Annotated in this window: 20 protein-coding genes and 2 pseudogenes; 7 read left to right on the forward strand and 15 right to left on the reverse strand. The window is 72.9% G+C overall.

Going from position 1 to position 24,055, the window contains the following annotated elements; translation table 11 throughout:
- Nucleotides 1–21: 21 nt before the first annotated feature.
- Nucleotides 22–1,191 carry a lactate 2-monooxygenase gene (locus tag BU52_RS04185; RefSeq protein WP_037928257.1) on the reverse strand — a complete coding sequence of 390 codons (1,170 nt, stop codon included), beginning with the start codon at nucleotides 1,189–1,191 and terminating at the stop codon, nucleotides 22–24.
- A gap of 406 nt (nucleotides 1,192–1,597) precedes the next feature.
- Here BU52_RS04185 and BU52_RS04190 point away from each other — a divergent pair, with 406 nt between their 5' ends.
- Nucleotides 1,598–2,032 carry a subtilase-type protease inhibitor gene (locus tag BU52_RS04190; protein WP_037928260.1) on the forward strand — a complete coding sequence of 145 codons (435 nt, stop codon included), beginning with the start codon at nucleotides 1,598–1,600 and terminating at the stop codon, nucleotides 2,030–2,032.
- Nucleotides 2,033–2,186: 154 nt separating this feature from the next.
- Here BU52_RS04190 and BU52_RS04195 read toward each other — a convergent pair whose 3' ends face one another.
- From BU52_RS04195 to BU52_RS04205, 3 genes are read right to left on the reverse strand one after another with little or no spacing between them, the layout of a single operon-like run.
- Nucleotides 2,187–2,384 carry a CDGSH iron-sulfur domain-containing protein gene (locus BU52_RS04195; RefSeq protein WP_037928263.1) on the reverse strand — a complete coding sequence of 66 codons (198 nt, stop codon included), beginning with the start codon at nucleotides 2,382–2,384 and terminating at the stop codon, nucleotides 2,187–2,189.
- On the reverse strand, nucleotides 2,365–3,060 hold the full coding sequence (locus BU52_RS04200; RefSeq protein WP_051857896.1) for a HemK2/MTQ2 family protein methyltransferase: 696 nt from the start codon (nucleotides 3,058–3,060) through the stop codon (nucleotides 2,365–2,367). Before BU52_RS04200 ends, BU52_RS04195 begins: the two co-directional genes overlap by 20 nt.
- Nucleotides 3,041–4,054, reverse strand: coding sequence for an iron-containing redox enzyme family protein (locus BU52_RS04205; protein ID WP_037928268.1), 1,014 nt, complete (start codon nucleotides 4,052–4,054; stop codon nucleotides 3,041–3,043). The genes BU52_RS04200 and BU52_RS04205 overlap by 20 nt, the downstream gene beginning before the upstream one ends.
- A gap of 79 nt (nucleotides 4,055–4,133) precedes the next feature.
- Between BU52_RS04205 and BU52_RS04210 the strand changes: the two are divergent.
- Nucleotides 4,134–4,742 (forward strand): annotated as a pseudogene (locus tag BU52_RS04210) (flavodoxin family protein).
- 13 nt (nucleotides 4,743–4,755) lie between these two features.
- Here the strand turns inward: BU52_RS04210 and BU52_RS04215 are convergent.
- The 6 genes from BU52_RS04215 to BU52_RS04240 form a co-directional block, all read right to left on the reverse strand.
- On the reverse strand, nucleotides 4,756–4,935 hold the full coding sequence (locus tag BU52_RS04215) for a hypothetical protein (RefSeq protein ID WP_037928271.1): 180 nt from the start codon (nucleotides 4,933–4,935) through the stop codon (nucleotides 4,756–4,758).
- Between the two features lie 28 nt (nucleotides 4,936–4,963).
- Entirely contained in the window at nucleotides 4,964–5,974 is a 1,011-nt protein-coding gene (locus BU52_RS04220) for a Ppx/GppA phosphatase family protein (protein ID WP_037928273.1), read from the reverse strand.
- A gap of 73 nt (nucleotides 5,975–6,047) precedes the next feature.
- Entirely contained in the window at nucleotides 6,048–8,873 is a 2,826-nt protein-coding gene (locus BU52_RS04225) for an NHLP bacteriocin export ABC transporter permease/ATPase subunit (protein WP_037928276.1), read from the reverse strand.
- A 1-nt stretch (nucleotide 8,874) separates the two neighbouring features.
- Nucleotides 8,875–11,097: an NHLP family bacteriocin export ABC transporter peptidase/permease/ATPase subunit gene (locus BU52_RS04230; protein WP_037928279.1), complete on the reverse strand. Its 2,223-nt coding sequence runs from the start codon at nucleotides 11,095–11,097 to the stop codon at nucleotides 8,875–8,877.
- On the reverse strand, nucleotides 11,094–11,900 hold the full coding sequence (locus tag BU52_RS04235) for an HlyD family efflux transporter periplasmic adaptor subunit (RefSeq protein ID WP_037928282.1): 807 nt from the start codon (nucleotides 11,898–11,900) through the stop codon (nucleotides 11,094–11,096). The genes BU52_RS04230 and BU52_RS04235 overlap by 4 nt, the downstream gene beginning before the upstream one ends.
- A 111-nt stretch (nucleotides 11,901–12,011) precedes the next feature.
- On the reverse strand, nucleotides 12,012–12,227 hold the full coding sequence (locus BU52_RS04240) for a hypothetical protein (protein ID WP_037928285.1): 216 nt from the start codon (nucleotides 12,225–12,227) through the stop codon (nucleotides 12,012–12,014).
- Nucleotides 12,228–12,794: 567 nt separating this feature from the next.
- Here BU52_RS04240 and BU52_RS04245 point away from each other — a divergent pair.
- Nucleotides 12,795–14,087 (forward strand): S1 family peptidase, encoded by a 1,293-nt coding sequence (locus tag BU52_RS04245; protein WP_037928288.1) that lies wholly within the window; start codon nucleotides 12,795–12,797, stop codon nucleotides 14,085–14,087.
- Nucleotides 14,088–14,241: 154 nt separating this feature from the next.
- Here the strand turns inward: BU52_RS04245 and BU52_RS37260 are convergent.
- Nucleotides 14,242–14,776 (reverse strand): annotated as a pseudogene (locus tag BU52_RS37260) (PAS sensor protein); the annotation flags it as partial.
- 178 nt (nucleotides 14,777–14,954) lie between these two features.
- Between BU52_RS37260 and BU52_RS04260 the strand changes: the two are divergent.
- Nucleotides 14,955–17,396 (forward strand): SpoIIE family protein phosphatase, encoded by a 2,442-nt coding sequence (locus BU52_RS04260; protein WP_037928296.1) that lies wholly within the window; start codon nucleotides 14,955–14,957, stop codon nucleotides 17,394–17,396.
- Between the two features lie 58 nt (nucleotides 17,397–17,454).
- Here BU52_RS04260 and BU52_RS04265 read toward each other — a convergent pair whose 3' ends face one another.
- Nucleotides 17,455–18,147, reverse strand: coding sequence for a type 1 glutamine amidotransferase domain-containing protein (locus BU52_RS04265; RefSeq protein WP_037928299.1), 693 nt, complete (start codon nucleotides 18,145–18,147; stop codon nucleotides 17,455–17,457).
- Nucleotides 18,148–18,510: 363 nt separating this feature from the next.
- Here BU52_RS04265 and BU52_RS04270 point away from each other — a divergent pair, with 363 nt between their 5' ends.
- Nucleotides 18,511–18,690 carry a hypothetical protein gene (locus tag BU52_RS04270; RefSeq protein ID WP_037928302.1) on the forward strand — a complete coding sequence of 60 codons (180 nt, stop codon included), beginning with the start codon at nucleotides 18,511–18,513 and terminating at the stop codon, nucleotides 18,688–18,690.
- A 57-nt stretch (nucleotides 18,691–18,747) separates the two neighbouring features.
- The gene (locus BU52_RS04275; protein ID WP_037928854.1) at nucleotides 18,748–19,248 is read left to right on the forward strand and encodes a metallophosphoesterase family protein; all 501 of its coding nucleotides are present in this window, start codon (nucleotides 18,748–18,750) and stop codon (nucleotides 19,246–19,248) included.
- Between the two features lie 184 nt (nucleotides 19,249–19,432).
- Here BU52_RS04275 and BU52_RS04280 read toward each other — a convergent pair whose 3' ends face one another.
- Nucleotides 19,433–20,695, reverse strand: coding sequence for a YncE family protein (locus BU52_RS04280; protein ID WP_037928305.1), 1,263 nt, complete (start codon nucleotides 20,693–20,695; stop codon nucleotides 19,433–19,435).
- Nucleotides 20,696–20,886: 191 nt separating this feature from the next.
- On the opposite strand from BU52_RS04280, the gene BU52_RS04285 reads away from it, so the two are divergent.
- On the forward strand, nucleotides 20,887–21,570 hold the full coding sequence (locus BU52_RS04285) for a TetR/AcrR family transcriptional regulator (RefSeq protein WP_037928309.1): 684 nt from the start codon (nucleotides 20,887–20,889) through the stop codon (nucleotides 21,568–21,570).
- A 122-nt stretch (nucleotides 21,571–21,692) separates the two neighbouring features.
- Here BU52_RS04285 and BU52_RS04290 read toward each other — a convergent pair whose 3' ends face one another.
- On the reverse strand, nucleotides 21,693–22,058 hold the full coding sequence (locus BU52_RS04290; RefSeq protein ID WP_037928312.1) for a nuclear transport factor 2 family protein: 366 nt from the start codon (nucleotides 22,056–22,058) through the stop codon (nucleotides 21,693–21,695).
- Between the two features lie 121 nt (nucleotides 22,059–22,179).
- Entirely contained in the window at nucleotides 22,180–23,934 is a 1,755-nt protein-coding gene (locus BU52_RS04295) for an ABC transporter ATP-binding protein (RefSeq protein ID WP_037928315.1), read from the reverse strand.
- Nucleotides 23,935–24,055 lie beyond the last annotated feature (121 nt).

Here is a 24,055-nt window from a genome sequence, read left to right on the forward strand (position 1 = left end):
TGACGTATCACCCCGCGACCGTCAGACCGGGACGTCCGTGAGATCGCCGGGGCCGATCGTGGACGGTGTGGCGTGGCCCGACAGGGCGAGGGTGAGGTCGAGTTCGGCGAGCAGGCAACGGATCACGTGTTCGACGCCCGCCCGGCCGTCGAGTCCGAGCCCGTAGACGTACGGGCGCCCCAGCAGCACCGCCCGCGCACCGAGGGCGAGTGCCTTGAAGACGTCGTCCCCCGTGCGGACGCCGCTGTCGAACAGCACGGTGAGGCGGTCACCGACGGCCTCCGCCACGCCGGGCAGCGCGTCCGCCGCCGCGATCGCCCCGGCCACCTGACGGCCGCCGTGGTTGGACACCACCACGCCGTCCATTCCGGCGTCGGCGGCGAGCCGGGCGTCGTCGGGGTGGAGCACCCCCTTGAGCACGATCGGGCCGTCCCAGTTCTCCCGCAGGAACGCCAGGTCCGGCCATGACTTGGCGGGGTCGGCGAACATGCCGACGAAGTGCATCACCGCCGCGTTCGGGTCCTCGTGCACCGGTTTGGCCAGTCCCGCGAGGAACGCGGGGTCCGAGAAGTAGTTGGCGGTGCCCACGCCGTGCAGGAACGGCAGATAGGCCCGGTCGAGGTCGCGCGGGCGCCAGGACAGCAGGGGGGTGTCCAGCGTGACGACGAGCGCCGTGAACCCGGCGGCCCTCGCCCGGCCCAGGAAGCTCCGGGCCACCTCCACGTCCTTCGGCCAGTACAGCTGGAACCAGCGTTCCGCCCCGCCCATCGCCTCCGCGACCTGCTCCATCGGAGTGCTGGACGCGGAGGACAGGACGAACGGCACACCCTGCGCCGCGGCCGCGCGGGCGGCCGCGGACTCGGCGTCCGGATGCATGATCGACAGCACGCCGACCGGTGCCAGCGCCAGGGGCGCCGGCAGCGCACGGCCCAGCACCTCCACCGACAGATCGCGTTCGTGAACGTCCCGCAGCATGCGTGGCACGATCCGGCGCCGCTCGAACGCGGCCCGGTTGGCCCGCGCGGTGCTGCCGTCGCCCGCGCTGCCGGCGACGTACCCGACAGGACCGGGGCCGAGCCGCTGCTCGGTCAGCTCCTCCAGCCGGGTCAGATCGGTCGGCAGTCGCGGTACGGCACCCGTCATCCCGTTCAGGTAGATCTCGTACTGGAAGTCGGCCCAGTGCTTCGCCATACGTCCCGCCCTGTCTCCTCGAACCGTCTCGTCCCGACGCATACTGGCCGGTATGCGCGGGGCCCGTCCAGCGAGGGGCGACCGGCATGACCAAAGTGCGGGTGTTCCATGAACACAAGGGGACGTGGAGCGGTCTCCCTGCGGCAGATTCGGAATGTTTCAGGCCGTTTAAGCAGCAGCGGGTATTCGGCCATCCGGCACCTTCGCATATGCGACGACCGCCAGGTTGCAGGGCCGAGCCCTTGGCGCTCTGTCACTTCGCGCCACTGATTCAACACGCAAGGTTACTGAAACGTGCAGGGTCGATGTGAGTTTCCGCCGTGGACTCGGCAGACTCCGGCACGCCGGTTCGGCTCCACCGAGCACGGGCCGGCGACCCGTCGAACGAAGCGGAAGGATGCACACAATGCGGAACACCGCGCGCTGGGCCACCACCCTCGGCCTTACGGCCGCAGCCGTCTGCGCTCCCCTGTCGGGGGCGGCGCTGGCTGCTCCGGGAGATGCCCCGTCCGCGCTCTACGCCCCCTCGGCCCTGGTGCTCACCGTGGGCCACGGCGACAGCGCCGCGACCGTCACGCCGGAACGCGCGGTCACCCTGACCTGTGCGCCCGGCCCCTCGGGCACCCACCCGGCCGCCGAGTCGGCCTGCGCGGACCTGAACGGTGTCGGCGGCGACCTCGACGCGCTGACGATGAGGGACGGCGTCTTCTGCACACAGCAGTACGACCCGGTGCTCGTCACCGTCGACGGGGTGTGGCAGGGACAGCGCGTCTCCTACGAACGGATCTTCTCCAACGCGTGCGTGATGAGTGCTCACGGTTCGAGCCTCTTCGCGTTCTGAGACCGGGATCGCACGGTTCCCGTGACCGCGCGGCGGCCCGCAGACTTGGGGAGTGCGAGCCCCCTCGCGGAACGTGCGATCCCTGCAAGGAGGCCGACGGGCGGAGTGGGGCCGCCCGCCGGCCTCCGGGCGCTTCAGGGAGGACCGTGCGTCCTCACGCCCGGTCCCGGTGACTGGTGTCGCACCACGGATGGCGCCTGCTGCGGCGACAGGTGCACAGGGCCACACGGAAGCGGTCGGAGGACACCACCGTCCCGTCCTCCAGTTCCACCTCCACCGGCCCCTCCAGCAGCAGCGGCCCCTTGCGCTGCACGGTGACGCGTCGCGGGGCGTCAGACGGGGAGTTCGGCACGGACCACCACCAGCTCTTCCTCGTTGTCCGCCGCGGGCAACAGCCCCCGCTCCCGCAGCCACACCTCCCGGTCCCGCAGTACCGGACCGAACGCGATGCGCCGGCGCCGGGTCACCGCGGCCTTCATCCCGGCCGTCCGCAGCCGGCCGAGCGTCTGCTCGGGACCGCTGAGCGCGGACTGCACGAGCAGCACCACACCGCCGGGCCGCAGCAGCGCCGGGGCCTCCCGGCAGATCCGGTCCAGTACGAGCCGCCCGTCACCGCCCGCGTCCCAGGCCCGGGCGGCGCCGCGCGGCCGCCCGCGCCCGTCGGGGGCCGGAACGTACGGGGGATTGGCGAGAATCAGGTCGAAGGACCGGCCCCGCACCGGATCGAACAGGTTCCCCTGCCGGACCCGGACGGGCACGCCGGCCCGCAGCGCGTTCAGCCGCGTCGCGCACACCGCGCGCCACGACACGTCGACCGCGGTCACGCGGCTGCCGCGCCGGGCGGCGGTCACGGCCAGCGCGCCTGACCCGGTTCCCACGTCGAGCACGTCCGCACCCGGCGGGACGGGCTCCTCGACCAGGGCGCCGGCCAGCAGTTCGGTGTCCTCTTGAGGCGCGTACACGCCCGGCGGTACGAGTGATTTCACAGACCGCCGAGTACCCCCGTGCTCAGGAGGTATGGGTGACATCCTGAGGCAGGGGCGTGCGCAGACAGGAACGCCCCGCCCGCCAGTCGGCGAGCAGCCGGTCGCCGAGCAGGTCCTCGGTGAACACCGTGGCGTCGACGCCGAAGGCGATGTCCCGTTCGAGGTGCGGCTCGTCCTCCAGCAGACCGCCGATGACGTCGTGGCGCACCACCTGCTCGTGCACCGCGTCCGCCTCCACGTGCTCGTCGTAGAAGTGTTCGGCCGCGGGGCCCGCGCCCGTGCGGCGCATCGCCTCCGCGAGCCGCCGGGAACCGGGCGAGGAGGTGATCTCGACCGTCGCGAAGTGGCCCACCAGCGCTCCCCTGAGGGCGCGGTGCAGACCGAAGAGCGACATGAGGTTCACCGTGACGAGGACCTCGGCGCGGGCGGCGTCGAGATAACGGCCGTACGTGGTGTCCAGGCCCAGGTCGGTCATCAGCTCGGCGAACAGGTGGGCATGCACCCGGTCGGCCCGGCCGCCGCCGTACTCGTCGAACTCCACCGCCGCCATCGCCGCCTTGGCCCGTCCCCGCAGCCGCGGCAGCACCCAGGCGTGCGGGTCGGCCTCCTTCAGGTGGTACAGGGACCGCAGGGCGGCGTACTCGCGCAACTGCCACAGCTCGCCCTTGTCGCGCAGGAAGTGACTGACACCCGTGCCGTCCACCGGTTCCACCAGGAGTCCGGCGAGCGCGTCCTCGACGCTGTCGTGGCGCCGGGCGTCCGCACGGAGAGCGCCGAGGAAGCGCTCCTCCAGGGCGGCGCGGGTGCGCAGCAGCGCGGGGTCCCATTCGAGGTCGGGGGACACGCCCGCGAACCCGCGGTAGTGCAGTTCGTAGCAGAGGTACAGGGCGAGCTGGAGGTCGTCGCCGTACACCGGGGCGGCCGCGACGTCCCGCTCGGCGGGCAGCGGGCCGTCGCCCCGCAGATGGTTCTCCACGGCCAGGCTGAGGGGGCCGCGCGGTGCGGGCAGAAGGGGTTCCGATCGGGGGTGGTCCATGGGGCCCGGGTACCCGGACGGCGCACGGGCACCCCTGCTCGCGTGGCACCGGGCCGCCGACGGGGTACCCCATGACACCATGAAGGCATTAGTGATCAACTGCACCCTCAAGAAGTCACCCGAGACCTCCAACACCGAGGCACTGTTCCGGACCGTCACCGAGGAGCTGGAGAAGGAGGGCGTCGAGGTCGGCGTCGTCCGCGCGGTCGACCTGGACATCGCTCCGGGCGTGGTCAGCGAGGCCGTGCACGAGGGCGACGACTGGCCGGACGTGCACGCGCGACTGCTGGAGAGCGAGATCCTCGTCATCGCGACACCGACCTGGCTCGGACAGCCGTCGTCGGTCAGCAAGCGGGTCCTGGAGCGGATGGACGCCATGTTGTCCGAGACGGACGACCAGGGCCGGCCCGTCGCCTACAACCGGGTCGCCGGCGTGGTGGTCACCGGCAACGAGGACGGTGCGCACCACGTCATCAGCGAGATCACCGGCGGTCTGCAGGACATCGGCTACACCATCCCCGGCCAGGCGTGGACCTACTGGAACCAGGGCCCCGGCCCTGGACCGAGCTTCCTCTAGGGCGGGAGCGGCCACGACTGGTCCCGCAAGACGGGGCGTGCCATGGCCGCCAACCTGCTGGGCGTGGCACGGGCCCTCGAGGCCAGGCCGCTGGGCCCGCCACCCCCGTAGGAGGAGGCAGGGCTCATCCCTCGCCCTCGGATTCCTCCTGCGCCCGTGCGTTGGGCGTGATGGCCTCGCCGGCCTCACCGCGGTGCCGGCGGCTGTCGGGAGAGTCATGGGTGCGGCGCGCGGCCTCCTCGGCCTCGCTCAGCACCTCCTCGACGGCCGTCTCGGGCTTCTTTCCGTCGTCCTGCCGGGACACGGGGTCTCCCTTCGTCGTGCGTTTCCGGTCAGCCGCGCGCGCCCGCGACGCGCAGGGGCACGGGGTCGTCGGCGGCCGTCTCCTTCTCGTTGAGGCGGGTGATCTCCGCCCACCAGGACGGACCCTCCTCGATGTGGCGCAACAGCACCCCCTCACGCAGCGCCCACGGGCAGATCGTCACCGTCCGCAGCCCGGTCAGCTTCATCGCCGTGTGGGCCACGACCGCGCCCGCCAGGCTCTGCACCGAGCGCGGTGCGGAGATGCCGGGCAGCCGGGCGCGCTCGGACGCGGGCAGGGCGGCCAGGCGGTCGATCGCCACGCGCAGGTCGCCGCTGGAGAGCTCGCGCTCCACGAACGGTCCGTGCCGGCCGGGAGCCGCGCCGCACAGCCGCCCCAGCTGCTGGAAGGTGCGGGAGGTGGCGACCGCCGTGCGCGGTCCCTCCCAGCGGATCCGCGCCGCCGCGTCCCGCAGCTGGTGACGCACGCGGCGGCGCAGCGCCCGCACCCGCTCCAGCGACGGAGGGTCCTCGTCCTCGAAGTACTCGTGCGTCAGCCGGGCCGCGCCCAGCGGCAGCGAGGCCGCGAAGTCGGGCAGCCTGCCGCGCCCGAAGGCGACCTCCAGCGACCCCCCGCCGATGTCCAGCAGCGCCAGCGGCCCGCAGCGCCAGCCCATCCAGCGGCGTGCGGCGAGGAACGTGAGTTCCGCCTCGACCTCGCCCGGCAGGGTGCACAGATCGACGCCCGTGCGCTCCCGGACCGTGCGCAGCACCGCCTGCCGGTTGGGGGCCCCGCGCACCACGGCCGTGGCGAAGGCCACCGGCCCCGACGCGCCCCAGCGCGTGGCGGTCCTGTCCGCCGCGGCCACGGCCTCCACCAGGTCCTCCACGGCCCGCTCCGGGACCGGCCCGCCCGGCGTGACCTGTTCGGACAGCCTGAGCCGCCACTTGGACGTGTGGACCGGCAGCGGCGCACCGCCCTCCGTGTCCGACACGACGAGTCTGACGGTCTTCGATCCGACGTCCACCACGCTGGTTCGCATGGCACGTGGGTACCCAATTACCGCGTGGATCAACGGACCGGCCGCCCGGGGCGGCGAAGACGCGCCACGGGCCTCACGCGAGCTGCCGCCGCACGAGCTCGTGCAGCCGCCCGCCGGTGTCGGCGAGCAGCCGGGCGGGCGGGCCCTGCTGGACCACCTTGCCGCCCTCCATCACGATCACCCGGTCCGCGTCCAGGACCGTCGACAGCCGGTGCGCGATGACGACACGTGTCGCCTCCAGCGCCTTGGTGCTCTCGATCACCGTGCGCTGCGTCTCGTTGTCCAGGGCACTGGTCGCCTCGTCGAAGAAGAGGATCCGCGGCCGGCGGATCAGCGCCTGGGCGATCATCAGGCGCTGGCGCTGGCCGCCGGAGACCGCACCACTGCCGGACACCAGGGTGTGCAGCCCCATCGGCATCCGCCGGATGTCGTCGGCCAGCCCCGCCATCTCCGCCGCCGCCATCGCCTCCTCCGGCGTGTACGGCTCCGTCCCGCAGATGACGTCCAGGACGGACCCGGTGAACGGCTGCGCGTGCTGGAGCACCACACCGCACTGCCGGCGCACCGCCGACTGGTCGAGCGCGGCCAGATCCTGGCCGTCGTACAGCACACCGCCCGACACCGGCCGGTCGAAGCCGATCAGCAGCCGCAGCAGCGTGGACTTGCCGCAGCCGCTCGGACCGACCACCGCCACGAACTCGCCCGGCCGCACCTCGAAGGACACGTCGTCCAGGACCAGCGGCCCGTCGTCCGAGTAGCGGAACGACAGCCGCCGCGCCTCGATCGCCCCGGACAACGGGCCCGGCCGGGTGCTCGCCGCGCGCACCTCAGGGGTGGCGTCCAGCACCGGCCTGATCTGCTCGAACAGCGGAAGCGCCGCCACCGCGGAGACGAACGCGCCGGTCAGCTGGGTGACCGAGGTCAGCACCATCGTCACCGACGTGCTGAAGGTGAGGAACTCCGCCGCCGTCATCGAGCCGCGCGCCGGTCCCGCCAGCAGCATGAACATCGCCAGCGTGCACAGCGGCAGGTAGACCGCGCCCAGGACCGCCGTCAGGTTCCTGATCCGGCCGGCCTTCTGCTGGAGCTCACGGCTGCGGGCGAACTCCGACGCCCAGGCGGCGTACGCGTAGTTCTCCGCCGCCGCCACCCGCAGCTTCGGAAGACCGCGCAAGGTCTGGAAGGCCTGGTTGTTCAGCTTGTTGGTGAGCACCACCAGGCGCCGCTGCCAGCGCACCTGCCACAGCCCGAGCCCGAGGAACACGCCCGCGACGACGACCAGCATCCCGATCGCGGCCAGCGCCATCGGCACGCTGAACCACAGCAGCAGCGCCAGGTTCACCGCCCCCACGGTGACCGACTGGGCCACCGTGGGGCCCACCCCGGCCAGCAGCCGGCGGACGGCGCTGATACCCATGGCCGCGCTCGCCAGCTCACCGGTGGAGCGCTCGGTGAAGAACCGGGTCGGCAGCCGCAGTAGCCTGTCCCACACCGCCGGCTGGAGCGTGGCCTCCACCCGGCCCTCGAGGCGCAGCAGGGTGAGGTTCTGCAGCAGCATGAAGGCGGCCGCCACCACACTGCCGAGGATCACCGCGAGACACACCTGCACGATCAGCCCGGTCTGCGCCTTCGGCACGAACTCGCCGAGGACCTTCCCGGTCGCGAGGGGCACCAGGGCCCCGACGGCCACCGTCACCAGACCGCTCAGCAGCAGCCCGGTCAGATCACCCCGCGTTCCCGTCATGCAGAACCGCATCAGCCGCAGCGGGCCCAGGCGCCGCTCGGGCAGGGGGCGGTAGAGCATCACCGCGCGGGGCTCGAACTCCTCGGCGTTCGCCCTCTCGACCGGGGTCTCCCTGCCGGTCGAGGGATGCACCGCCACGTATCCGCCGCGCCGCCACAGCAGTGCCACGGGCGCACCCGACAGGGCCCGGTGCCCCACCAGTGGACCGACGTCCTCCCGCCACCAGCGGCCGGTCAGGCGCACGACACGGGTGCGCACCCGGGACGCCAGGGCGATCCGCTCGACCGGATCGAGCCGGTCCCCGCCGGTACCGGACTGCGCGGGCGCGGCGAGCGTGATCCCGGCCGTCCGCGCCACCAGCGTGCAGGCCGCGTACGTGGCGTCCGCGTCGGCCGCCGTCGTGCGCTGCCCACGCCGCTCGCCGATCGCGGCGAGCAGGGTCCGGTCGGCCTGTGCGCGGACCGCCTCACCGGCCCGGATGCCCTCGGCGGTCCGCGTCTCGTGGGTCTGCTCCAGTTGCTCGATCCACCGGTCCAGCGTGGTCATCAGCCGGTACTGCTGGTCGACCATGCTCTGCCACAGTGCCGGGTCCATCAGCAGGTCGGCCGCCGCCTCCGCTCCGTACAGCGCGCCGTACTGCACGCTGCCCGGCGGCACCTGCATCCAGAACACGTCGTCGTCCGTGGGGGCCGCGGCCCCTTCCGCGGCCATCGGCGCCTGGAACAGGACGGACAGGCTCCGTCCCACGCCCAGCGCGAGCGCGTACTCCAGCGGGCTCGTCGTCGGCGGTACGTACTGCGGGTTGCCGTACTCGTCGTACGACCAGGTCTGGGTGCTCGCCGGCTGGTACAGCTCGCGCAGCCCGATGCGGTGCACCACGCAGTCCCGCAGCGGACGCGCCACCAGCGTGTGCGCCGGGCCGGCCACCGGGCCCGGCACCAGCGAGCCCGCCTCCAGCCGGCCCAGGTGGTGCCAGTGGCCCTGTTGCCCGGCGTCCACCGCGAAGAGGTCCACGGCACCGGACGCGATCAGCCACAGCACCTGCGGCCCCTCCAGGTCCAGCCGGGCGAACCCGGAACAGTCGACCGGTGTGCCCAGCGACCCCAGCGCGCCCAGGACGAGGTCACCGTCCCGCCCCTCGTGCACGGCCGTCATCTCATCGCTCCCTGACCAGCGCCGCGTACGCGCCGCCGCGCGCCACCAGTTCCTCGTGCCGTCCGCGCTCCACGACCGTGCCGTGGTCCAGGACGACGATCTCGTCGCTGTCGCGCACCGTGCTCAGCCGGTGGGCGATCACCACGCACGCACAGCCGCGCCTGCGCAGGTTGTCCATGACCACCAGCTCGGTCTCGGCGTCCAGCGCGCTGGTCACCTCGTCCAGCACGAGGATGCTCGGCCTGCGCACCAGCGCCCGCGCGATCTCCAGGCGCTGGCGCTGCCCGCCGGAGAAGTTCCGGCCGTCCTGCTCGACCGGGCTGTGGATGCCGCCCGGCCGGCGCACGATCACGTCGTACAGCGCCGCGTCCCTGAGCGCCTCCACCACGGCCTCGTCCGGGATCGACGGGTCCCACAGCGCCACGTTGTCGCGGACGGTGCCCTCGAACAGGAACACGTCCTGGTCGACGAACGAGACGGAGGCTGCCAGCGCCCCGCGCGGGATGTCCTCGATGCGCCGGCCGTCGATCCGGATCACGCCCTCCCACGGCGTGTACAGGCCCGAGATCAGCCGTGACACCGTGGACTTCCCGCTGCCTGAGCCGCCCACCAGCGCCACCTGCTGGCCGGGGCCCACGGTCAGGTCGAACCCGGTCAGCAGCGGCTCGTCCAGCGGGTTGTAGCCGAAGGTGAGGTCCTGCAGCTCGACGTGACCGCGCAGCCGGCGGGTCGACTCGCCGGCTCCGGGACGGCCGTACAGCGGGTCCGCCCGGAAGTTCTCCACGTCCTTCAGCCGGGCCACGTCCGCGGCGAAGTCCTGGATCCGGCCCGCGACGCCGTTGAGCCGGGTCAGCGGAGCGGTGAACCGGGTGACCAGCGCCTGGAAGGCCACCAGCAGACCGACCGAGATGTGCCCCTCGACCGCCCGCATGCCGCCGATCCACAGGATCAGGGCGCTGTTCAGCGTGGCCAGGGTCGGCGCGACGATACCGAGCCAGGCGCTCGGCACCCCGAGCCGCTGCTGCTCCTCCAGGGTGGTCGCGTGCTGCCCGGCCCACTTGCGGAAGTAGCCGTCCTCGCCGCCGGTCGCCTTCATCGTCTCGATCAGCTGCAGACCCGTGTACGCCGTGTTGGTGAGCCGCGCGGTGTCCGCCCGCAGCTTCGCCGTACGGGTCGCGCGCAACCGGATGACGACCCGCATCGCCACGATGTTCAGCAGCGCCACACCGATACCCACGAAGGTCAGCTGCGGGTCGTACGTGTACAGCAGGACCGCGTACAGCACGACCACGACCGCGTCCACGCCCGCCGCCGACAGATCGCGCGCCAGCGTCTCGGCCACCGCGTCGTTGGACTGCAGCCGCTGCACCAGGTCGGCCGGGCTGCGCTGGGCGAAGAACGTCACCGGCAACCGCAGCAGATGGCGCAGGAAGCGGGCACTGGAGAGCGTCGACGAGATGAGCCGGCCGCGCAGCAGGTTGCCCTGCTGGAGCCAGGTCAGCACCAGTGTGAGGAGCACGCACGCGCCCATCGACGTGAACAGCACGTCCAGTGTCGAGGTCCGGCCGCCGATCAGGAACTCGTCGATGAAGGAGCGGCTGAGTCCCGGCACCGCCGCGCCCACCGCCACCAGCAGCAGACTCGACAGCACCACCGCGGGCATGGTGCCCGCCGTGCCGCGCAGCCGGGCCGGCATCGCACCGAGCACGCCCGGCTTGCGGCCGCCCCGGCTGAAGCCGTCACCGGGTTCCATCACCAGGACGACACCGGTGAAGCTGCCGTCGAACTCCTCCAGGGGAACGAACCGGCGTCCCTTGCCGGGGTCGTTGACGTACACGCCGCGGCGTCCGAACCGGCGGCCCATGCCGTCGTAGACGACGTAGTGGTTGAACTCCCAGAACAGGATGGCCGGCGCCGTCACCTCGGCGAGGGCGGCCAGGTCCATCTGCATGCCCTTCGCGGTCAGCCCGTAACCGCGGGCCGCCTTCAGCAGGTTGCTGGCGCGTGAGCCGTCCCGCGAGACGCCGCAGGCGATGCGCAGTTCCTCCAGTGGGACGTGGCGGCCGTAGTGGCCGAGCACCATCGCGAGGGAGGCGGCGCCGCACTCCACGGCCTCCATCTGCAGCACGGTGGGCGTACGGACGGTCTTCCCCCGCGGTTTGGGCACCTTGCGCCTCGGCGGGGCTGCCCGGCGTCTGCCGCGGTTCTCCTGGGCGGTGGTCACGGCAGCAGCCAGTCGACGGGGCGCTTGTCGGCCAGCCGCACCGAACCCGTGGCCAGGGTCATCGAGGTCAGTTCGAACGGCGGTCCCTCCGCCGAGGACCACTCGTAACCGCTCTTCGTCGCGGCCGACTTCCTCAGTTCGACCGTGACCGCCACCGGCCTGCCCTCCTTGGTGAACTGCTCGCCGAGCCGCCGGTCGCCGAGGAAGGCGGCGATGCGCTGGGCGGACTGGGCGGTGCGGTCCACCGACCGCACCGTGCCGCGCAGCACGCCGTACTCCTGGCTCGGGACCGACTGCACGGTCAGGTCGACGGAGGCGTGCGCCGGGATGCCGGCGGCGCTCTCGGCGGGGACGTACACCGTCGCGTACAGGGGGGCGTCCTCGCGGGCGACCTTCTCCACGGCGGCGACGTCCGCGCCGGTGCCGATGATCTGCCCGGTGCTGGCGGCGAGCGCGGTGATCCGGCCCGCGTCGAGGGTGCGGACGACCGTGTCACCCCGCTCGGTGCGCACCTTCAGGACGGGGGAGCCGGCCGGCAGCCGCCGGCCCTCCTCCACCAGGACGGCGGTGACCTGGCCGGCGACGGGGCTCTGCAGGACGTAACTGCCCTGCCCGTACGTGAGGACGGCGGGCGCGCCGACGGTGGACGTGACCGATCCGGTCAGCGCCCACACCGAGGCCGCCGCCATCGCGACCACGGTCACGGACAGCACCAGCCAGCCCTGCGGGCGGGCGAAGCGCACCGGGAGATCGAGCTCCTCCGGCGACTGGAGCCTGGCGAGGGCTTGTTGGCGGAACTGCACGGGTTGTGCCTCACCTGGGTGAACTGTGCGACGTGACGGGGAGACCGCGGCCGCGCCACGAAGTCCCGGAGCCGGGGGGCGGCTCCGGGACTCGGCGACGCGAGGGCGCGATCAGAGACCGGCGACCAGGTTGGTGACCGGGGCGGTGCTCAGGCCGGTGGCACCCTCGACGGTGCCGACGGCGGTGTCGACCAGGCCGGACACCGGGGCGATGCCGTCCACCGCGCCCGTGAGGGTGTTCACGGCGTTCACGGACAGGCCGCCGGAGACGTTGTCGAGGTCGGCGTCGGAGATCTCGACGGTCTCGACCTGGGGGGTGGAGTTCATGATGGAACTTCCCTTCGTATGGAATGTCACAAGGGGGGAGCGGCCCCCCTCCGGGGACGGATGAAGGCCGCGACCGCGGGCGCCGGACGCCCGTCGCCGGGAGTCCGGAACGGCCTTGCGGTGCGATGGATCAAAGCACGCTGCGGGCGGGCGCTTCCAATCAATCAAACGTCTCACCAGGCAACTTGCGTCGCTGGGGCGCGCAAGCGTGCAGACGGGGGCACGGGTCGGCGGCGAGTTCTTCACACGTTCCACCGCATCGCCCCGTCCGGCCACTTGCCTCCCGTGGCCGGAATCCGGCACACCGGCGCCAGAGGCGTGACGCGGGCGGCCGGGGTGTGGACGCCCGCGGACTCCCGTGACCGGGTTGGGCATTCGCTGTGCAGATTCCCTGAAGCCGGGATTCCGCTCCGCGTCCGGCACGCACCGCGCACGACCGGTCCCGGTGCGTGAGGGCCGGACGGGATTGAACGCGCCCGGCGCCACGTGCGTACCAACAGCCATCCAGGCGCCCCGAACGCCGCCGAACGGCGGCACGACTCCCGTCCCCCCAGGAGGTCGAGTAGTTTGAGTCACAAGCGAATTCCGAAGCGCAAGGCCGCGATAGCGGTGGGCGGTGCGGTGGCGCTCGGAGCCGCCGCGATCCTGCTCCCGAACGCCAACGCGTCGCAGGACGGCGCGTCGGACGCCGCCGCGGCGGCGCCGAAGACCCTCAAGGCGGGCGACGCCTCGGATCTCGCCTCCCAGCTCGCCGGGCTCCTCGGCGACGCGTTCGCCGGCTCCTACTACGACGGCGAGAACAAGCAACTCGTCGTCAACGTCGTACCGGGCGACAACAACAACGTCGTCGTGCAGGCCAAGAAGGCGGGCGCGGCCGTCCGCGAGGTCGACAACAGCATGACCGAACTGCAGGCGGGGGCGCGGACGCTGAAGGCGGAGGCGACCATCCCGGGCACCTCGTGGGCGGTGGACCCGCGGACCAACAAGATCCTCGTCACCGCGGACAGCACGGTGACGGGCGACAAGTGGGACCGACTGGAGTCCACCGTGCGGAGCCTCGGCTCCGGCATGGCGACCGTCAAGAAGTCCGCCGGCACCTTCAAGACGTTCGCGTCAGGCGGTGACGCCATCTTCTCCGGCGGTGCCCGCTGCTCGCTCGGCTTCAACGTCACCGCGGGTGACGGCAGTCCGGCGTTCCTGACGGCCGGTCACTGTGCGGCCGGGGGCGACCAGTGGTCCGACGCGCAGGGGGGACAGCCGATCGCCACGGTCGCCCAGGCGGTCTTCCCGGGTGAGGGCGACTTCGCCCTCGTCACGTACGACGACCCCGCCACCCAGGCGCCGAGCGAGGTCAACCTCGGCGACCAGAGGCTTCCCATCGTCCAGGCCGCCGAGGCCACCGTCGGCCAGGAGGTGTTCCGGATGGGCAGCACCACCGGGCTCGCCGACGGCCAGGTGCTGGGTCTGAACGCCACGGTGAACTACCCGGAGGGCACGGTCACCGGTCTCATCCAGACCGACGTCTGCGCGGAACCCGGTGACAGCGGCGGCTCGATGTTCACCCGGGACGGTCTCGCCATCGGTCTGACCTCGGGCGGCAGCGGCGACTGCACGTCCGGCGGAGAGACGTTCTTCCAGCCGGTCACCACCGCCCTGGCGGCGGTGGGCGCGACCCTCGGCGCGGGAGAGGGCGCCGGCGACCAGGCGGGCGGCGACCAGGCGGGCGGCGAGGAGGCCGGAGCCGGCGAGGCGGCCGGTGGCCAGGAGGCCGGTGCCGGCGGCGGGGAGGCCGGCGCGGGAGCCGGTGACGGAGCGGGCCAGAGCGCCGAGGACGGTTCCGGCCTGACGCAGTCCCACTGACACCCCCACCCGCCGTCGCTCCGGTCCGGCCCCGCCACCCCGCTGTGGCGGGGCCGGACCCCTGCCCGGAGCCGGCGCCCCGTCAGCCCTCCGCCGACGCAGCCCTGATCAGCAGTACCGCGATGCCGTCCGGGCGGCCCGACGCGTCCACGCCGGGGCGGACCAACGCGTCGGTGAGATCGTCCGGCGGCAGGCTCTGCTCGGCGGCCCGCTCCAGCCGCACCGCCGGCCGGTCGCAGGCGGCGGTCAGGTGGTCGCGCTCCCGGTCGGACAGGTCCGGCGGGCGCGCGCCGGGCCAGGTCACCAGAACCGCGCCCTGCGCCTGGGCGCGGTCGCCACCAGCAGGGCGGCCAGGGAGAGGGGACAGGGCAGCACCATGGCGATCCGGGGACGGTGGCGCGCCGTCTCCTTCCCGCCGCCCACCCGGACCGGCCGCCGTTCGCGCGCCGCGTCGGACACCGGGATCGGCGCGCTCAGCCCCACCCGTTCCCACGGGGCCGCGAAGGCACGCGGCAGGCCCGCCGGTACCGCCGTCTCCGGCACCGGCCGGTCCGGCGGGAGCAGGTGCACCGCCTCGGAGGCGCGCGCACCTCGTCCGTCGTCGAGGCCGGCGACGGTGACAGCCGAGGGCGGCCGACCGGTGCCCGCCCGCCCGTCGGCGCCTGCGCGGAGGACTGTCCCCCGGACACGCCATCACCTCCTCGCACGGCCGCGCCACCGGCCGCGGGACCCGATCTCCCTCCCGCGGGGGGCGTCGCGCACGACAAGCAGCGGGGAAGGGGAGGCCGGACGTCCGGCGCGGCCGAGGGCAACCGTCCTGCCGCCGAACGCTCCCAGGGGCTGCGCGGATGTCCCATAAGCGCTGTAATGGCCAACGTGGTCGGTGAGGGCGCTGCGGGACGCAGCACGAGAACGCTGCGTGCGGAAGGCGCCCTGACGGCGATCGCGGCCGACCGGGACTCACCCGAACGGGTGCGCCGCATCCTGGAGCAGGCCCTCGTCTTCGCGGGTGCCGCCTTCGCCGCCGTGTACACGCCCAGCGCGGACGGGGAGAGGCTCTATCTGGCGGAGTCCGCCGGGGTGCCCAGGACGCTGTGCGGGGTGCGCGACAGCTACCCCGTCGCGGGACACGCCCCGGTGGCCGAGGCGCACCGCGGGCGGCCGGTGTGGCTGGGCCCGGACGAGCTGGCCGCACAGGCCCAGTCGCGACGCGTGCCCAGCAGGGTCTTCCACCTGGCGGCACTCCCTGTCAGCCACGACGGCGGCTGCCTGCTCGCGGTGAGTGAGCGCGCCGGCGGGTTCGACGCCGACGACCGTGTCTGCCTCGGCCTCGTCGCCGACGCCGTCGCCTTCCCCGCGCCGCCCGCGGCCGCCGACGGCGCGGAGCTGCCGCCGGGTGGCTTCAGCCTCGCCATGGACACCGGCCGGGTCCGGGTCGACGAGGCCGTCCTGGAGCTGTTCGGGCTGGACCCGGACGACTTCGACGGGCGGGTGGAGACTCTGCTGGGGCTGACGGTGCCTGAGGACCTGCCGTCGCTGATGTCCGTCGTCGAGGCCGACCACATGACGATCGGCGAGCGGGAACTGGAGTTCCGGGTGCTCCAGCCCGCGGGCGCGCCCAAGTGGCTTCGGCTGCGGGGGCGGCTCACGCCCGGCGGCGAGGGGCGCCCGGCCCGTCTCGTGGGGTCCCTCGCCGACGTCTCCACGCTGCGCTCCGACATCACGGACGTCGCCCGCGTGCAGCGCCTCGCCGCCGCACTGGCCACCGCCGTCACCGTCCGCGACGTCGGCCGGGCCGTGGTGGCGGCGCTGCGCAGGCCGCTGCGGGCCGACCGGATAGCGGTCGCCGAGCTGGAGAACGACCGGCTCGTCGTGACCGTCCTCGACCCTCCCGAACCCGAGGCCTGGCCGGAGCTGTGGCGCGCGGAGTGGCGCACCGAGTGGCCCGACGCCCCGGTGCGCACGATGCCGACCCTCGCCGCGGCGCTGCGCGAGGGCCGCGCCGGTATCTGGCCCGCCGGTTCCCCGCTGGAAGTCGCCCTGGCCGAGGTCGGACCCGGCGGCCTGGCGGTGCTGCCGCTGCCCGCGGGCAACCGCATGGCCGGCGCCTGCCTCATCGGCTGGGACGCCCCGCACGACTTCGGCGCCGACGAACGCGCCCTGCTCACCGCCGCCGCCGGCCTCGCCGGACAGGCCCTCATGCGGGCCCGCGCCTTCGACGCCGAGCACGAGCTGGTCGGCATGCTCCAGCGCCAGCTCCTGCCGCGCCGCCTGCCCCGGCTGCCGGGCGCGATCGCCGTCGCCCGCTATCTGCCCAGCACCGCCGGACTGGAGCTGGGCGGCGACTGGTACGACGTGATCCCGCTGCCGGACAACCACGTCGCCCTCGTCATCGGCGACGTCCAGGGCCACAGCGCCGGCGCCGCCACCCTCATGGGCCAGATGCGCACCGCCCTGCGCGCCTACGCCGTCGAGGGACACCCCCCGGACGTGGTGGTCTCCCATGCCAACCGGCTGCTCATGGACATGGAGACCGACCTCTTCGCCACCTGCTGCTATGTGGACGTCGACATGGAGGAGGGCTTCGCCTGGTGTGTCAGGGCGGGACATCTGCCACCGGTGCTGCGTCACCCGGACGGGCGCACGGACATCGCCGAGGCCGAGGGCGGCCCACCGCTCGGGGTGGTGCGGCAGAGCGACTTCCCCATGAGTCCGCTGCGGCTCCAGCCCGGCACGGTGGTCGCCCTCACCACGGACGGCCTGGTCGAGTCGCCCGAGACCGACATCGACGAGGGCATGGAGCGCTTTGCCCGGCAGCTGTCCGCCTCCGACCCCGCGCACCTGGGGGCGGTCGCGGACGCCCTGCTCGGCAAGGCCCCGCGCAGCGACGACGTCGCCCTGCTGCTGATGCGCTACGACGGCATGGCCCTGCGCCCGCTGCGGGAGAGCTGGACGGTGTGGCGGGTGCCCCAGGCGGTGGGGCACGCCCGCCGCTTCACCCGGCGTACCCTGCGCTCCTGGGGCGTGAGCGACGACATCGACGCCGCCCTGCTCGCGGTCTCCGAACTGGTCACCAACGCCCTGGTGCACACCGACGGCCAGGTCCGCCTCGACCTCACCCTGGTCAACGACCGGCTGCGCCTTGCGGTCGCCGACGCCTCGCCCCGCACCCCCGTGAAGCCCACCAGCATCGGCTGGGAGGCCACCGGCGGCCGGGGCATCCTGCTCGTCGAGGCGGTGTCGGCGGCCTGGGGCACCCTCCCGGTCAGCGGGGGCAAGCAGGTGTGGGCGGAGTTCGTCGTACGGTGACGACGGCGGCGGCGGTGAGGGCGGCGGTGGGGGCTGGCCCTGCCGCCCGGGGCCGCTCTCAGAGACGCTTCAGCAGTTCCTCGGCGAGCGGAGCGGACGACGCCGGGTTCTGACCGGTGACCAGGGTGCGGTCGACCACCACGTTCGGCGCCCACGGCTCGCCCGTCCGTACCTGCACACCGGCCTCGGTGAGCCGGTCCTCGAGCAGCCACAGCACCTTGTCGCCGAGACCGGCCTGCGCCTCCTCGGCATTGGTGAACGCGGCCACCTCGTAACCGGCGAAGGCATTGCTGCCGTCCTCCCGCACGGCGGCGAGCAGCGCGGCCGGGCCGTGGCAGACGACGGCGAGCGGCTTGCCGGAGTCCAGCGCCTCGACGAGCAGCCGTCCGGAGCCGGTGTGGACGGCGAGGTCCTCCATGGGGCCGTGGCCACCGGGATAGAAGACGGCGGCGTACTCCTCCAGCCGGACGTCCTCCAGCGGCACCGGCCGCCGGAGCTCGGTGAAGGACTCCAGCGCCTTCGCGACGCGGTCCGCGTTCTCCCGGCCGCCGTTCATCTCGGGTGTGAGAGAGCCCCGGTCGACGGAAGGCACGACGCCGCCGGGAGTGGCGACGACGACCTCGTGGCCCGCGGCACGCAGCGCCTCGTACGGCGCCACGGCCTCCTCGGCCCAGAAGCCGGTGGGATGCGTGGTCCCGTCGGCCAGGGTCAGACGGTCGGCCCCGGTGACGACGAAAAGGATCTTGGACATGTGCTCACTTCCCGATGCGTGCGCGGTTGCTTGCGGCACCTCGACGGCAGAGGGCCCGTACCCCGCGTTTCCCATGCACTCCCGCATGCCCGTTATGGGCAAACCTATGGATACCGGCACCCTGGCCCTTCTCGACGAGCCCGAGGACGCACCCGTCGACACCGCTTTCCTGGTGCAGCGGCCCGGCACCTCCGCCCATCTCCACGAGGTGCTCGTCCGTGACCGTCCTCTCGACGCCGCACGCGCCTGGTCCGGTGCGGACCGGGGTGTGCGGCCGCGGCCGCGTGCCCGACGGCCAGGTGTTTGTCCGGCACGGCCCCGGGGACCCGGTGGCCAGTGGCTGCAGAAGGAAGATGATGCGTCGTGACCTCGGAGATCAGTGACACACCCCGGACCCGCCGGCCGGAGACGGGCTGGGCGCGGGCCCGGCGGCTGCGGGGCAAGGACCCGGTAAGGACCTGCCTGCCCGCCGTGGACCGCGGCAGCAGCTCCTCCGTCCCGGGGACCGGGACCGAGGAGAACATAGTGAGGGGCGTGGACTGACGGGTGTCCGGACGCACCGGTCGAGCCCCCACCGGCCGGCCGCCCCGTGCGGGTGCCGTGCGGCTGCTCCTGACGTCGGACACCCACCTGCCGAAACGCGCCAAGCGGCTTCCCGCTCCGCTGCTGGACGAGGTGGCCCGGTCGGACGTCGTCCTCCACGCGGGGGACTGGGCCGACACCGGCACCCTGGATCTGCTGGAGAGCCGCAGCCGCCGCCTGATCGCCGTGTACGGCAACAACGACGGGCCGGAGCTGCGCGCCCGGCTGCCCGAGATCGCGTACGCGGACATCGGCGGCCTGCGCTTCGGCGTCGTCCACGAGACGGGACCCGCACAGGGGCGAGAGACGCGCTGCGCCGCCCGCTTCCCGGACGTCGACGTACTGGTCTTCGGGCACAGTCACATCCCGTGGGACACCACCGCGCCCACGGGACTGCGTCTGCTCAATCCCGGCTCCCCGACGGACCGCCGTCGCCAGCCCCACTGCACCTACATGACCGTCACGGTGTCCGGGGGGTCGATCACCGAGGTGGACCTCCGCCGGCTGCCACCGCGCTGACGGGCCGGGCCGCTCCGTGTCGACGAAAACGGCCCGGGCGCTGCGAGTAGATGCGCTTTCACGGACCTCCTTCCCGCGATCGGAGGTGATGAAGGGCCCCTACCCGACTGCGCCGTCCTCACACACCCCCTCCCGGTCTCCCCGGAAGCCGCGGACGGGCCGTTCCGGGCTCCGCGCGTGCCGGTCAGCGGCGCGTCCGCGGACCTGACCAGTCGGCCTCCACCCGGCCGAGTCGCACCCGCTGGGGATGGTCCCCGACGGGTACGGAGACGGACTTCTCGCCGGTCGTGAAGTCGATGGCGGTGACCCGGTCGGCGCCGCTCTCGGAGACCACGCAGGACTTCCCGTCGCCGCTGACCGTGGCCCAGTACGGCTTGGACGCCGTGACGAGGGGCCCCTGCCGCAGGGTCGCGCGGTCGACGACGGTCGCGTAGTCGTCCATGGTGCCCGCGACGCACAGCTTGGTGCCGTCCGGCTTCATGGTGATGCCGTGGTGACGGGAGTCGTTGACCCACGTGGTGCGGTCGGTGCTGGTGGCCGGGTTCTCCGGCAGGGTCTTGGTACGGGTGATGCGGTCGGTGGCCACGTCGTACTCGAGGAAGCCGTTGAAGAAGGAGACCTGGAAGTACAGCTTCGACTCGTCCGGGGAGAAGGCGGCCGGGCGGACCGCGTCCGAGTGGTTCCTCAGGCCGGCGGCGTCGAGCCGCTCGCGCATGTCGATGACCTCGACCTGCTCGAAGGTGGTCGCGTCGACGACCGTGATACGGCGGTCGCCCTTCGTCCAGTCCAGCCAGGTCGCGTCGAGGGCGGTGTTCACCTCGCCGATGGACATGTTCCAGATGTGCCTGCCGTCGGCGCTGAAGGTGTTCTCGTGCGGCTTGTCGCCCGTGGCGAACGAGCCGAGTTCCTTGCCGGTCCCGATGTCCAGGACGTGCACCTTGCCGGAGGTCGAGGCCGAGACGGCGACGCGCTTGCCGTCGGGGGAGACGGCCATGTGGTCGGAGCGGTGACCGGAAACGGGGAAACGCCAGTTGATGTCTCCGGTGGCGAGGTCGAGGGAGACCACGTCGGCGAAGCTCGGCCGGGACACCACCACCGAGGTGCCGTCCGGGGTGGAGTACATGTCGTCGACGAACTGGTCGTGGCCCTCGCCGACGCTGTTGCGGATGGCCATGAAGTAGATCCAGTGGATCGGGTCGGCGTTGATCTCGGCCATCCGTTCGTCCTTGTCGGGGACGACGTCGATCCGGCCGATACGGGAGAAGTCGCCGGTGGACTCGAGGACATCGGCGGTGCCGTCCCAGTTGTTGCCCACGAACAGCACCTCGCGCAGACCCGCGGAGGAGCCGGGGGCGGAGCCGGCGGCGTTCGCGGCGGCGGGGGCGGTGACGGTCAGGGCGAGGGCGGCGGCGAGGACGCACACGGTCCTGGTTCTGTGGAGCGGCATGACGCTCTCTCCTCTGCGGGTGGGGGCCGGGCGGCAGCGCCCGTGAGTCGGACATGCCAAAACGGGGGGAGCGGGAATCTGAACACAGGCGCTTTCAGAATCAACTTACTGAAAAGTAAGGACGGGTGACCCTTCTCCACAAGACCGCGTACACGACAAAATTGGCCATGCCACCAAGGAGGGGAGGGCCGGTGCCGGACAGGCTGCGGGCACCGAGCGGCCGTTACGCGGGAAAGTCCGCCGAGGAGCGGAGGGCGGAGCGGCGCCGGCGGTTCCTCGACGCGGCGCTCGAACTGTTCGGTGCCGGCCCCGGCTACCGGTCCACCACCGTCGCCGCCCTGAGCGAGGCCGCGGGACTGTCGACGCGTCAGTTCTACGAGGAGTTCCGCAACCTGGAGGACGTGCTGGCCGCACTGCACCTCCAGGTCAACGACCGGGCCGAGGCCGCGGTCCTGACCGCGGCCGCCCGGACGGCACACACCCCGCTCCCCGAACGGGCGGACGCCGTCTTCCGCGCCTATGCCGCCGATGTCACGGGCGACCCGCGCCGGATCCGCATCGCGTTCGTGGAGATCATCGGCGTCAGCCCGCGCATGGAGGAACAGCGTCTGGCCCGCCGCGCCCAGTGGGTCGAGCTGATCTGCGCCGAGGCACGGGCTGCGGCCGCACGGGGAGAGGCGGAGCCCCGCGACCACCGCCTCGCCGCGACCGGATTCATCGGCAGTGTCAACGGTCTGCTCCACGACTGGAGCGCGGACCGGGTGGAGGCCACCCTGGACGAGGTCGTGGAGGAACTGGTCCGCCAGCTCCTGGGCATCCTGCGCCCGCCCGACCGGGTTCCGCGCAGGGACGATCGGGTCTTCCGGAGGAGCTGACCGTTCCGTCGGCCCCTCCGGTCCGCGAGACGCGGTGCGTGGCCCGGCCCGGAGCACACGCGAGAACGGGCTGCGTCAGCCGGTGCGGCCCGGCGACGGACTCCGCCGCCGTACGGGCCGTGTCACTCGTCCCACGCCTGGATCATCGTCTGCCCGGTGATCTTGCCGTCCCGCAGGGTGAGCATCGACTCCGAGAGCACCCTCACCCCGTCCGGGTACCGGCAGCTCTCGCAGTAGGCGGCGTGATCGCCCTGGACCACGCACGCCTCCAGCGAGTGCGTCATGTCACGGCTGTAGACGTCGTCGAGCACGGCGGCGATCTCGTCCCGTCCGTGCAGGACCTTGGGGTGACTGGGCTGGGTGTTGCGGTCGACGATGCGCAGCTCCGCGTCGTCCGCGTAGAGCGACACCAGCATCGCCGAGGTGTCCGCCTCGATGCCCCGGCGCAGCGTGTCGGAGCCGAAGGCGGGTTGTGCCGCGGTTGTCATGATGACCTACCTCCTCCGAGGCCGCGGCCCGGACCTCCGGCGGGCCGAGACGGCCTCTTCTACGAGCGTCCTCCGGCCCGGCGGGAACGGCAAGCCAGGTCCGACGCGGTATCCGCCCCGCTCACTCTCCCGTCGCCAGGAACTGCGTCGCCGCCAGCTCCGCGTACAGCGGATCGGCGGTCACCAGCTCCCGGTGCGTGCCGACGGCGCGGACCCGGCCCGCGTCCATCACCACGATCCGGTCGGCCATCGTCACCGTGGACAGGCGGTGCGCGACCACCAGGACCGTCGTCGTGCGCGCCACGTCGGCGACGGTGTCGCGCAGCGCCGCCTCGTTCACCGCGTCGAGCTGCGAGGTGGCCTCGTCGAGCAGCAGCAGCCGGGGCCGGCGCAGCAGGGCCCGGGCGATGGCCACCCGCTGGCGCTCGCCCCCGGACAGCTTGGTGCCTCGATGCCCGACGAGGGTGTCCAGCCCGTCCGGCAGCCGGGACACCAGACCGTCGAGCCGGGTCGTCTTCAGCACCCGCGTCACCGTGGCGTCGTCCGCCTCGGGGTTTCCCAGCAGCAGGTTGTCCCGCAGTGAGCCCGACAGCACCGGCGCGTCCTGCTCCACATAGCCGATCGCGGCCCGCAGCCGCGAGAGCTCCCAGTCGGCCAGATCCCGGCCGTCCAGTGCGATCACCCCGGACTCGGGGTCGTAGAACCGCTCGATCAGGGAGAACACGGTGGTCTTGCCCGCGCCGGACGGGCCGACGAACGCGGTCATGCCCTGGGCGGGCACCGTGAACGTCACGCCGTGATGAACGTACGGCAGGTCGTCGGCGTAACGGAAGCGCACGTCCGTGAACGCGAGCGCGGCAGGTGCCGTGCCGGGGGCGGGCAGCTCCACGGGGCCGGCGGCCGGCTCGGCGGGCAGCCGCAGGGCCTCCTGGATCCGGGCGAGCGCGGCGCTGCCCGTCTGGTACTGCGTGATCGCGCCGACGACCTGCTGGATCGGCGACATCAGATAGAAGACGAACAGCAGGAACGCCACCAGCGTCCCGATGTCGATGGCCTCCGTCGCCACTCGCGCGCCGCCCACCGCGAGCACCGTGATGAACGCGATCTGCATCGCCAGCCCGGCCGTGTTCCCCGCCGCGGCCGACCACTTGGCGGCGCGCACGCTCTGCCGCCACGACTCCTGCGCGGCCTCGTGCAGCGTGCGCTCCTCCCGGGGCTCGGCACCGGACGCCTTCACCGTGCGCAGCGCGCCCAGCACCCGCTCCAGTGAGGCACCCATCACGCCGACCGCGTCCTGCGCCCGCCGGGAGGCGCGGTTGATCCGCGGCACGATCACACCGAGCACCGTCCCCGCGGCCGCGATCACGCCCAGCGTGACACCCAGCAGCACCGGGTCGACGAAGCCCATCAGCACCACGGTCGCCACGAGCGTCAGACCGCCCGTGCCGAGACCGACCAGCGAATCGGTGGTCACCTCGCGCAGCAGGGTGGTGTCGGAGGTGATGCGGGCCATCAGATCGCCCGGCTCACTGCGGTCCACGGCCGTGATCCGCAGCCGCAGCAGATACGACGACAGCGAGCGCCGCGCCCCCAGCACCACCGACTCCGCTGTGCGCCGCAGCACGTACGAACCCAGCGCTCCCAGCACGGCGTTGGCGACGACCAGGGCGGACATCAGCAGCAGCGCGCCGGTGATGGCGCGGTCACCGGAGAGGTCGTCGATCAGCTCGCGGGCCACCAGTGGCAGCATCAGGCCCGTCGCACCGGTCATCAGCGAGAGCAGGGCACCGCCCACCAGCGCCCACCGGTGCGGCCGTACGTATCCGAGCAGCAGCCGCCACGCGGGCGGACCGGATTCCTCAACTGCGACGCTCACATGCCCCCCTCGGTCACGGTTGGAGGTTCAGGCTACGCGCAGGACACGGACCCGCCGCACGGCGGGCGGCATCGCCGATCATTCCCGCGTAGGGTCGAAGGGACGGACACCGGCCGACGAA

This window comes from Streptomyces toyocaensis, from assembly GCF_000725125.1.
Taxonomy (GTDB): Bacteria; Actinomycetota; Actinomycetes; order Streptomycetales; family Streptomycetaceae; genus Streptomyces; species Streptomyces toyocaensis.

Coding starts and splice junctions, on each gene's coding strand:
- BU52_RS04200 (WP_051857896.1), bottom strand. CDS start 3,060: ATGTCACCCATACCTCCTGAGCACGGGGGTACTCGGCGGTCTGTGAAA.
- BU52_RS04225 (WP_037928276.1), bottom strand. CDS start 8,873: ATGACGGCCGTGCACGAGGGGCGGGACGGTGACCTCGTCCTGGGCGCG.
- BU52_RS04205 (WP_037928268.1), bottom strand. CDS start 4,054: ATGGACCACCCCCGATCGGAACCCCTTCTGCCCGCACCGCGCGGCCCC.
- BU52_RS04220 (WP_037928273.1), bottom strand. CDS start 5,974: ATGCGAACCAGCGTGGTGGACGTCGGATCGAAGACCGTCAGACTCGTC.
- BU52_RS04260 (WP_037928296.1), top strand. CDS start 14,955: ATGGCCAACGTGGTCGGTGAGGGCGCTGCGGGACGCAGCACGAGAACG.
- BU52_RS04240 (WP_037928285.1), bottom strand. CDS start 12,227: ATGAACTCCACCCCCCAGGTCGAGACCGTCGAGATCTCCGACGCCGAC.
- BU52_RS04190 (WP_037928260.1), top strand. CDS start 1,598: ATGCGGAACACCGCGCGCTGGGCCACCACCCTCGGCCTTACGGCCGCA.
- BU52_RS04265 (WP_037928299.1), bottom strand. CDS start 18,147: ATGTCCAAGATCCTTTTCGTCGTCACCGGGGCCGACCGTCTGACCCTG.
- BU52_RS04280 (WP_037928305.1), bottom strand. CDS start 20,695: ATGCCGCTCCACAGAACCAGGACCGTGTGCGTCCTCGCCGCCGCCCTC.
- BU52_RS04290 (WP_037928312.1), bottom strand. CDS start 22,058: ATGACAACCGCGGCACAACCCGCCTTCGGCTCCGACACGCTGCGCCGG.
- BU52_RS04185 (WP_037928257.1), bottom strand. CDS start 1,191: ATGGCGAAGCACTGGGCCGACTTCCAGTACGAGATCTACCTGAACGGG.